The organism is Phaeobacter sp. (genome assembly GCF_022825805.1).
In the GTDB taxonomy this organism is placed as follows: Bacteria; Pseudomonadota; Alphaproteobacteria; order Rhodobacterales; family Rhodobacteraceae; genus Phaeobacter.
The window spans coordinates 34,549-43,579 of the sequence record NZ_JAJDWC010000120.1 but is presented as its reverse complement, the minus strand read 5'-3'; the positions used below and the strand labels follow the sequence as shown (position 1 = coordinate 43,579).

At 59.8% G+C, this 9,031-nt stretch carries 8 protein-coding genes and 2 pseudogenes; 9 read left to right on the top strand and 1 reads right to left on the bottom strand.

Annotation, left to right across the window (positions count from 1 at the left end):
- Window positions 1-136 (top strand): annotated as a pseudogene (locus tag Q0C28_RS14035) (IS481 family transposase); the annotation flags it as partial.
- Here the strand turns inward: Q0C28_RS14035 and Q0C28_RS14030 are convergent.
- Window positions 131-817: pseudogene (locus tag Q0C28_RS14030) on the bottom strand (type III PLP-dependent enzyme); the annotation flags it as partial. The pseudogenes Q0C28_RS14035 and Q0C28_RS14030 overlap by 6 nt on opposite strands.
- Before the next feature lie 111 nt (window positions 818-928).
- Between Q0C28_RS14030 and Q0C28_RS14025 the strand changes: the two are divergent.
- The 8 genes from Q0C28_RS14025 (at window position 929) to Q0C28_RS13990 (ending at window position 8,945) form a co-directional block, all read left to right on the top strand.
- Complete coding sequence (locus Q0C28_RS14025; protein ID WP_293576757.1) at window positions 929-1,366, top strand: Lrp/AsnC family transcriptional regulator; 438 nt, start codon at window positions 929-931, stop codon at window positions 1,364-1,366.
- A 241-nt stretch (window positions 1,367-1,607) separates the two neighbouring features.
- Window positions 1,608-4,742 (top strand): valine--tRNA ligase, encoded by a 3,135-nt coding sequence (locus Q0C28_RS14020; protein WP_293576755.1) that lies wholly within the window; start codon window positions 1,608-1,610, stop codon window positions 4,740-4,742.
- Window positions 4,743-5,045: 303 nt separating this feature from the next.
- Window positions 5,046-5,339, top strand: coding sequence for a DUF1330 domain-containing protein (locus Q0C28_RS14015; RefSeq protein ID WP_293576754.1), 294 nt, complete (start codon window positions 5,046-5,048; stop codon window positions 5,337-5,339).
- Window positions 5,340-5,381: 42 nt separating this feature from the next.
- A complete protein-coding gene (locus Q0C28_RS14010) occupies window positions 5,382-5,954 on the top strand; it encodes a TerB family tellurite resistance protein (protein WP_293576753.1) in 573 nt (190 codons plus the stop codon).
- A complete protein-coding gene (locus Q0C28_RS14005) occupies window positions 5,951-6,391 on the top strand; it encodes a TerB family tellurite resistance protein (RefSeq protein ID WP_293576752.1) in 441 nt (146 codons plus the stop codon). Before Q0C28_RS14010 ends, Q0C28_RS14005 begins: the two co-directional genes overlap by 4 nt.
- Complete coding sequence (locus Q0C28_RS14000) at window positions 6,388-7,176, top strand: PhnD/SsuA/transferrin family substrate-binding protein (protein WP_293576751.1); 789 nt, start codon at window positions 6,388-6,390, stop codon at window positions 7,174-7,176. The genes Q0C28_RS14005 and Q0C28_RS14000 overlap by 4 nt, the downstream gene beginning before the upstream one ends.
- Before the next feature lie 244 nt (window positions 7,177-7,420).
- Window positions 7,421-8,200: an amino acid ABC transporter ATP-binding protein gene (locus tag Q0C28_RS13995; RefSeq protein ID WP_293576750.1), complete on the top strand. Its 780-nt coding sequence runs from the start codon at window positions 7,421-7,423 to the stop codon at window positions 8,198-8,200.
- Between the two features lie 37 nt (window positions 8,201-8,237).
- On the top strand, window positions 8,238-8,945 hold the full coding sequence (locus Q0C28_RS13990) for a transporter substrate-binding domain-containing protein (RefSeq protein ID WP_293576749.1): 708 nt from the start codon (window positions 8,238-8,240) through the stop codon (window positions 8,943-8,945).
- The last annotated feature ends 86 nt before the right edge of the window (window positions 8,946-9,031 follow it).

Here is a 9,031-nt window from a genome sequence, read left to right as displayed (position 1 = left end):
AGACGAGCGCGCCGCCGATCTGCCCGTCTGGACACATCTCTACAATTGGCACAGACCACACGCGGCCCTAAAATCAAAACCACCAATCAGCCGGTTACGATTAAATCGGAACAACCTATTGAGGCTCCACATCTAGGTCCGGTGCTGCGCCATCCCGGTTCGCCGCAAAGCCACCGCCAACATTCAGCCGCGCGATGGGCACGCCCGCCTGCGCCACGATCTGGCGCGCGGCATCGATGTATTCGACCCAGGCGCTTTCGTCTTCGCATTGGGTGCCGGGATGAAAACACAATGACGGCTGCCAGCCCCCTGCCGCAACCTGTTGCAACAGCCCCACCGCCGCTGCGGGTTCCGCGCCGAATTTACTGCCAAAATCATATGCGGCGCCGCTCACTGGCAGGGCAAAGCGCACCGCAATTTCGCAGGTTTTCGGGACATCGGCCAATTTCGCCAATTCGCTGGCATCATCAACCGACCAACTGGCGACACCATGGGCAATGCCCTCGGCGATTTCCGCATCGGACCTGACCGGATTGTTGTAGTGCATCACCGCATCCGGGCTGGCGGCGCGCACTGCGGCCATTTCCGCAGGCGAAGCCACATCAAAGGCCGTGACACCCGCCGCCACCAAATTCGACAGTACCGCCGGATGGGGGTTGGCCTTCACCGCGTATGTCACCAAACCGGGAAATCCGGTCTGGAACCGGTTGGCCACCTCGTGCAAAACACGCGGCGAAAAATACAGGATTGGATGATCCGGCTGGCTACGCGCCAGATGAGTTTCAGGCGACAACCAAAGCGGCGGTATCTGCTGCATCACGACAAACCTCATAAACCAAGTTTTTCTCAGTTTCCGCCAGTTTCCCGTCGATATCGCTCGTCAGAATGATTATAGTGACGAAAACAAACGGCAATTCGCAGGCAGGCTATGCAGAACGACGAAATCGACCAGCAATTGATCGCGCTGTTGCGGGAAAACGCCCGCAGACCTGTTGCGGATCTGGCCCGCCGTCTCGGGCTCGCGCGCACCACGGTGCAGGCGCGATTGGAAAAGCTGGAAACCACCGGGGTGATCACCGGCTATACCCTGCGCACATCGCAAACCGCGCGCCCGCCCTTGCAGGCGACGGTGCTGATCTCGATCGAACCGCGCAGCGGACCGGAGGTTCTGGCCCGGTTGCGCAGCCTGCCTGGGGTCGAAATTGTCCACACCACATCCGGACGGTTTGATCTGCTGGCGCAGGTCGTCGCGCACACCACCAGCGAATTGGACGAAACGATTGACCGCATCGGCGAAGCCCGCGGCGTGCGCTCCTCCGAAAGTCTGATCCATCTCGCAACCAAACTGGACCGCGCAGGGCACTAGCAGGCCACTGGCCTGTCAGCGAGCGACTGGTCCGCGTGACCAACCCAGCCGACCGCACGTAGCCTAGAGTTGTTTCATAGGACGCTCGCAAAGCCGGTAGCGCCAGCGCACAGGCCCATGATGCCGCCCCGTGATGTCGCCTATTGGCCTACCTCCCCGTTGCCGCCAAGGGGCCTTTTCCTTTCACATATTATTGGATATGGGAAAGGCCGATCACAGCACATGCAGGCAGGACATTTCGATGGCGATGGACAAGACATTTAACGCAGCCGAAGCCGAAGCACGACTTTCGAAAGCCTGGGAAGAGGCTGGCTGCTTCCGCGCAGGCGCAAACGCCAAACCTGATGCATCAACCTACTGCATCATGATCCCACCGCCGAATGTCACCGGCGTGCTGCACATGGGCCACGCCTTCAACAACACGCTGCAGGACATTCTGATCCGCTGGAAGCGTATGCAAGGCTTCGACACCCTGTGGCAGCCTGGCACCGACCACGCAGGCATTGCGACCCAGATGGTGGTGGAGCGTGAACTGGCGAAAAACCAGCAGCCCTCCCGCGCTGAACTGGGCCGTGAAAAGTTCCTCGAAAAAGTCTGGGAGTGGAAAGAGCAGTCCGGTGGCACCATCATCAACCAGTTGAAGCGCCTCGGCGCATCCTGTGATTTTGACCGCACCGCCTTCACCATGGCGGGTGCTGCAGGGGATACCCGCACCGGCCACGAAAACTCCCCCAATTTCCACGACGCCGTGATCAAAGTCTTCGTTGAGATGTACAACAAAGGCCTGATCTACCGCGGCAAACGTCTGGTGAACTGGGACCCGCATTTTGAAACCGCGATCTCCGATCTCGAGGTGGAGAACATCGAGGTGGCGGGCCACATGTGGCACTTCAAATACCCGCTCGCCGGCGGCGCCACCTACACCTATGTCGAGAAAGATGAGGACGGCAACGTCACCCTGACCGAAGAACGCAATTACATCTCCATCGCCACCACCCGGCCCGAGACCATGCTAGGCGATGGCGCGGTGGCCGTGCACCCTGATGATGAACGCTACGCCCCCATCGTCGGCAAACTGGTCGAGATCCCCGTTGGTCCGAAAGAGCACCGCCGCCTGATCCCGATCATCACCGACGAATACCCAGACATGAATTTCGGCTCTGGTGCGGTGAAGATCACGGGTGCCCATGACTTCAACGACTATCAGGTTGCCAAACGTGGCGGCATCCCCATGTATCGCCTGATGGATAAAGATGGCACAATGCGTGAGAATGGTGCTCCCTACGCAGATGAGGCCGCCAAGGCGCAGGCCCATGCCAACGGTGCGGAATTCACTGAAAACGAGGTCGATGCCATCAACCTGGTGCCGGACGATCTGCGCGGTCTGGACCGCTTCGAGGCACGTAAACTGGTGGTGCAGCAGATCACTGATGAAGGTCTGGCCGTGATGCAGACCATCACCAAGACGGTGACGGACGAAGACGGCAACGAGAGCGAGATCTCCGAGACCGCGCCGTTGGTCGAAAACAAGCCGATCATGCAGCCCTTCGGTGATCGATCCAAGGTCGTGATCGAACCGATGCTGACCGACCAATGGTTCGTGGACGCCGAAAAAGTTGTCGGCCCGGCGCTGGATGCTGTGAAAGACGGCACGGTGAAAATCATGCCGGAAAGCGGCGAGAAGACCTATTATCATTGGCTGGAGAACATCGAGCCCTGGTGTATTTCCCGTCAGCTCTGGTGGGGCCATCAGATTCCGGTTTGGTTCGGGCCCATCATCGAAGATGGTCGTGCCCGACAGCCAAACGAGCAACAGTTCTGCGCGTCTAGCGCCGAAGAAGCTCGACAAAAAGCAAAAGAATATTACGACCAAGTACTTGGGTACGAAATCAAAGTACATGTTCAGGACGTTGCTGAAGATGCTATCTCCGCAATGCAGGCCGAGAAAGGTCGCAATCTAGCTTCATCTGGAACTTCTGTCAGCTTCGACGGAACAGGGAAGATCCGTGAAGTTACAATAACCCGCGACCCCGATGTCCTCGACACTTGGTTCTCCTCCGGCCTCTGGCCCATCGGCACGCTTGGCTGGCCTGAGTGGACTGAGGAAACCTCGAAATACTTCCCGACCTCAACGCTGATCACCGGGCAGGACATCCTGTTCTTCTGGGTTGCGCGCATGATGATGATGCAGCTGGCGGTCGTGGATGACATTCCGTTTGACACCGTCTACCTCCACGGCCTCGTGCGCGATGCCAAGGGTAAGAAGATGTCGAAATCCACCGGCAACGTCATCGACCCGCTGGACATCATCGATGAATACGGCGCCGATGCGCTGCGCTTCACCAATGCGGCGATGGCGTCGCTGGGTGGTGTGCTGAAGCTCGACATGAAGCGGATCGAAGGCTACCGGAATTTCGTCACCAAGATCTGGCAGGCGTCCTCTTACGGCGATAGCCAGATTGATGCCTTCTCCGCCGAGCGCGGCGCAGAACCACCCAAGGCGACCCTGCCCCTCAACCGCTGGATCATCGGCGAGGTCGCTAAGGTGCGCGAAGAGGTCGACGCAGCCTTTGAATCGTTCCGCTTCAATGATGCGGCCAGCGCGCTTTATGGTTTCTTCTGGAACACCTTCTGCGCCCGTTACCTCGAATTCACCAAACCGATCTTCCAAAGCCGAGATGGCGAAAGCGGCGATCAGAGCGCGCAGGACGAAACCCGTACGACCTATGCCTGGGCGGTGGATCAGGCGCTGATCATGATGCATCCCATCATGCCGTTTGTGACCGAAGAGCTGTGGAATGTGACCGAAGGGCGCGGCTATGCCTCTGGCACCGCGGCGGACATGTTGGTCCACGCGACATGGCCCAGCTACACGGCTGCCGAGCTGGTCGATGCCGAGGCCGAAGCGGAAATGGCCTGGGTCATCGCCGTGATCGACAACACCCGCTCCGCACGGGCACAGCTGAACGTGCCCGCCGGTGCGATTGTGCCGATGGTCACCACCGAAATGGACGCAGACGCACGGGGATACTGGGCCCGCAACGAGGCCCTGATCAAGCGTATGGCGCGGATCGAAAGCCTGGATGATGTGGCCGCCATGCCAAAAGGCTGCATCACCATCCCCGTTCCCGGCGCGACCCTTGGCCTGCCCTTGGCAGAGATCATCGACGTGGCAGCCGAAAAGGCCCGCCAGGAAAAGAACCTCGCCAAATTGGCCAAGGAACTTGGCGGTCTGCGCGGACGTCTGAACAATCCGAAATTCGTGGCCTCCGCACCGGAAGATGTGGTCGCCGAAGCACAGGAAAACCTGGCGGCGCGGGAAGAAGAAGAGACCCGCATAACCGAGGCGCTGGCCCGGTTGGCCGAAATCGGCTGATCCAGCCGCAGGCCGTCGCATCGGATAGCTTTTGTCTCACAGGTCCACCCTCGGGTGGGCCTGTTCTACTTCGGGCAGGCCTGGTTTTCCTCCGGCGGGCCTGTTTTTCTTTGGGCGGGCCTGTTTTCCGGGTCGGTCCTGACATGGTTCGCCCACATCTGAGGCGCGCGCTCCGCAGTGAACCGGCGTCTGCGACATAAAATCTTCTGAATACGGGGAAAATCCCCGCATACGAGACATTGCCTTTGCCGCAGTTCTATACCAGCCTGTGGGCAACCGCGATGCAACATCAGGAGGAGCCCCATGCCCAAAGGTTATTGGGTGGCACATGTCGATGTCGATGACATGGAACGCTACAAAGACTACATCGCCGCAAATGCTGCTCCCTTTGCCGAATACGGCGCCAGGTTCCTCATCCGCGGCGGCCCCAAAGAGGTGCGCGAAGGCCAGACACGAGCCCGCACCGTGGTGATCGAATTCAAGGATTTTGCCACCGCCAAGGCCTGCTATGACTCTGTTGCCTACCAACAGGCCAAAGCCCTGCGCGATCCGGTTTCGACCGGAGATATGGAAATCGTCGAAGGTTATGATGGCTAAGCCTCGCTTGGCCTGAGGCCCGCCCAGGGATAGACTACTGTCATGCTGAAAAAACTGTTCCAGGTCTTTCGACCCCCGCAAACCCCAACCGCACCCGATCCGGATGCCGAATTGGCACTGGGTGCCCTGCTGGTGCGCGTGGCCCAGTCGGATCGGGACTATCAGCTGGAAGAGATCAGCCTGATCGACCGGATCCTCGCGCGGATGTATCAGCACAACGCGATCGAGGCCGCAAAGGTGCGTGCCGCCTGTGAGAAACTGCATGTTGCGGCACCGGAAACCGACACCTTTGGCAAGCTGATCCGCGAAACAACGGGGCTGGAGGAGCGATTGGCCGCGCTTGATGCGCTGTGGGAGGTGGTGCTGGCCGATGGGCGCGAGCACCCCGGCGAAATGCGCATCGTCGAAGACGCGCGCAAAGCCATGGGCCTGTCCAGAGCCGACAGCGACACCGCCCGGCTGCGCGCGCAGAGCAAAGTGACAGATCCGCAGCCCGCCCCACGGAGTGATGCACAAGCCGACGCAACAAGCGCGTCCCAAACCGACCCGGCCCGCCTCGGCGCCGCGACGTCCCTTGCCGCAAACAGTTCCGACGAAAGTGAGCCCCAATCATGATTATGGATCTGCTGAACAAATTGCTCGCACCGGCGCCCGAACCGCTGGGTGACGAAGACGCCCGCCTTGCACTATCTGCACTGCTGGTGCGGATCGCGCGCTCTGATCACAACTACTCTGATGACGAACGTGACCGGATCGACCGGATCATACGCACGCGCTACGGGCTCGATATTGGCGGTGCGATTCTGCTGCGCGAACAGGCCGAAGCGCTCGAAGCGGAGGCCCCAGACACCGTGCGATTTACCCGCGCAATCAAAGACGCGGTGCCCTATGACAACCGCATGGGCGTTGTGGAAGCGCTGTGGCAGGTGGTGCTGGCTGATGGTCACCGCGACGCCGCCGAGGATGCGCTGCTGCGCCTGTCTGCCAACCTGTTGGGTGTCAGCGATGTGGACAGTGCGCGGGCACGGCAACGCGCGGAACAGGCGCAATGATCGCCAGCCTGTCGATGTACGACCGGCCGGAAACGGCAGAGGCTTGGGACGCCTTGTGGCAAGGCATCAGAACTCATCTTGATCGCAGCGATGCGCCCGAGGCGCTGACACGTGACGCCGACCTCTGGCAGGTATGGACCGCGCCATCCTTGCTGTTGGGACAGACCTGCGGGATGCCCTACCGGACGCGTCTTTATGACAAGGTGACATTGGTCGGCACGCTCGACCACGGGTTGGTCAAACCGGCTGGGTATTACAACAGTGTGATAGTGGCACAGCGCGACCGCGCACAGGATCCACTCAGCCGCTTCGCCGGTCAGCGCTTTGCCTATAACGATGGCGTGTCGCAATCCGGCTGGGCCGCGCCGATCACGCTTATGCGGGACAACAACATGCTGCCGGGCAGCCTGCTGCAAACTGGCGCCCACCGTGCCTCGGCCCAGGCTGTGGCCGACGGACAGGCTGATTTCGCGGCCCTTGATTGCGTCAGCTGGCTGCACATGAGCCGTCATGATGGCTTTGCCGCGGATCTGGTTGTCATCGCCGAGACCCCACCCACACCCGGCCTGCCGCTGATCATCGCAAAATCCGAAGATCCCGCCCCATTGAGAGCTGCAATCCGAACCGCCATCGAAGGCCTCTCACCCGAGCAGCGCGACACCCTCCATCTGTTCGGCTTGGTCGAGATCCCTGCGGCGGAGTATCTTGCCGTGCCAACCCCGCTTGGCCCGGTTCTGACCGAACAAACCATCCGCCTGCAGGGCCATACTGCGCCTGCAGGCTGACCCTCAGCTACTCTGGCGCGAAGGCTGCGCGCCGCTTTCGCCCAGCCACCTGCCGCAGTCCAGGATCAAAGCAAAAGGCCGCATCGTCAGACCTACCGCAGGACGGCCAAAATCCGATCATTTCGACCATTTCACCGGTCAAAATGCCGAATTACGTTCCGACCCAAACGGTTTGCACGTTGCATCCAGTCTTTTTTTTGGTCCAATAAGGGCAGGTTGAACAACACGAGTTACGGGCGAGACCTTGGCTGACACAAACGCTGTTTTGGAAATCAAAGACCTTCACAAGTCCTATGGCGAGTTGGAAGTCATCAAAGGTGTCGATATCGCGGCAAAGCGCGGCGATGTGGTGTCGCTCATCGGCTCGTCGGGCTCTGGCAAGTCGACACTTCTGCGCTGCTGCAATCTGCTCGAAGACAGCCAACAAGGCGACATCCTGTTCAAAGGCGAGCCGATCAAATGGGCAGGCAGTGGTCTTGCGCGCAGGCCAGCCGACGCCAAACAGGTGCTGCGCATCCGCACAAATCTGTCGATGGTGTTCCAACAGTTTAATCTCTGGGCACATATGACGATTTTGGAAAATGTCATGGAAGCGCCGGTCACCGTTCTGGGCCGCGAGCCCGGCGAGGTCGAGGACGCCGCCCGCAAATATCTCACGAAGGTCGGCATTGGCGACAAATGCGATGCCTTCCCCGCCCAGCTCTCCGGCGGTCAACAACAGCGGGCCGCAATTGCACGCGCGCTCTGCATGGAGCCGGAGGCCCTGCTGTTTGACGAGCCGACCTCTGCGCTGGACCCGGAGCTGGAGCAAGAAGTGGTAAAGGTCATCAAAGACCTCGCAGCAGAAGGCCGGACCATGATGATTGTCACCCACGACATGAATCTGGCCGCAGATGTGTCCGACAATGTGGTTTTTCTCCACCAGGGTCGGATCGAAGAACAAGGCCTGCCGGAGGATGTCTTTGGCAATACCCAGTCCGAACGACTGCGCGGGTTCCTTGCATCGACACATCACGGACGATAACGAAAACCAAGAACCAACCAAAATGGGAGTTACTTTTATGAAATCTCTGTTTCTCGGCACAGCCGCACTTGCTTTGACCGCCGGTTTTGCGATGGCGGACACCGTTCGTCTCGGCACCGAAGGCGCCTACCCTCCCTACAACTTCCTGAACGATGCAGGCGAAGTTGACGGGTTCGAGCGCGAGCTGGGCGACGAGCTGTGCAAACGTGCTGAACTGGACTGCGAATGGGTCACCAACGATTGGGATTCCATCATTCCGAACCTACTGTCCGGCAACTACGACACCATCATTGCAGGCATGTCGATCACTGACGAGCGCAAGGAAGTGGTCAACTTCACGCAGGGCTACACCCGTCCCTCGCCTTCCGCCTATGCCGCACTGGCAGATGTTGACGTCAGCTCCGCTGTGATCTCAGCTCAGGCCTCCACCATCCAGTCCGCACATGTGGCATCCACCGGCGCGACCCTGGTCGAATTCCCGACTCCCGATGAAACCATCGCAGCGGTCACCGCAGGCGAAGTCGACGCCGTTATGGCCGACAAAGACTTCCTGATCCCGATCGTTGAAGGCAGCGACCTGCAGTTCATCGCAGAAGACGTTTTCCTGGGCGACGGCATCGGCATGGCATTCCGCCAGTCCGACGATGAGCTGCGCGCCAAATTCGACGCAGCAATCGACACCATGAAAGCAGACGGTTCGCTGAACGCGCTGCTGGACAAGTGGGAAATCGAAGGCAAGTTCTAAGCCCAACGCTTAGCCCTTTGAAAACACTGGAAAGGGGGCTCAAGGCCCCCTTTCGCCCATGACCGGTTGCGCCACCGCACCCCTCT

Coding starts and splice junctions, on each gene's coding strand:
- Q0C28_RS14025 (WP_293576757.1), top strand. CDS start 929: ATGCAGAACGACGAAATCGACCAGCAATTGATCGCGCTGTTGCGGGAA.
- Q0C28_RS14020 (WP_293576755.1), top strand. CDS start 1,608: ATGGCGATGGACAAGACATTTAACGCAGCCGAAGCCGAAGCACGACTT.
- Q0C28_RS14015 (WP_293576754.1), top strand. CDS start 5,046: ATGCCCAAAGGTTATTGGGTGGCACATGTCGATGTCGATGACATGGAA.
- Q0C28_RS14010 (WP_293576753.1), top strand. CDS start 5,382: ATGCTGAAAAAACTGTTCCAGGTCTTTCGACCCCCGCAAACCCCAACC.
- Q0C28_RS14005 (WP_293576752.1), top strand. CDS start 5,951: ATGATTATGGATCTGCTGAACAAATTGCTCGCACCGGCGCCCGAACCG.
- Q0C28_RS14000 (WP_293576751.1), top strand. CDS start 6,388: ATGATCGCCAGCCTGTCGATGTACGACCGGCCGGAAACGGCAGAGGCT.
- Q0C28_RS13990 (WP_293576749.1), top strand. CDS start 8,238: ATGAAATCTCTGTTTCTCGGCACAGCCGCACTTGCTTTGACCGCCGGT.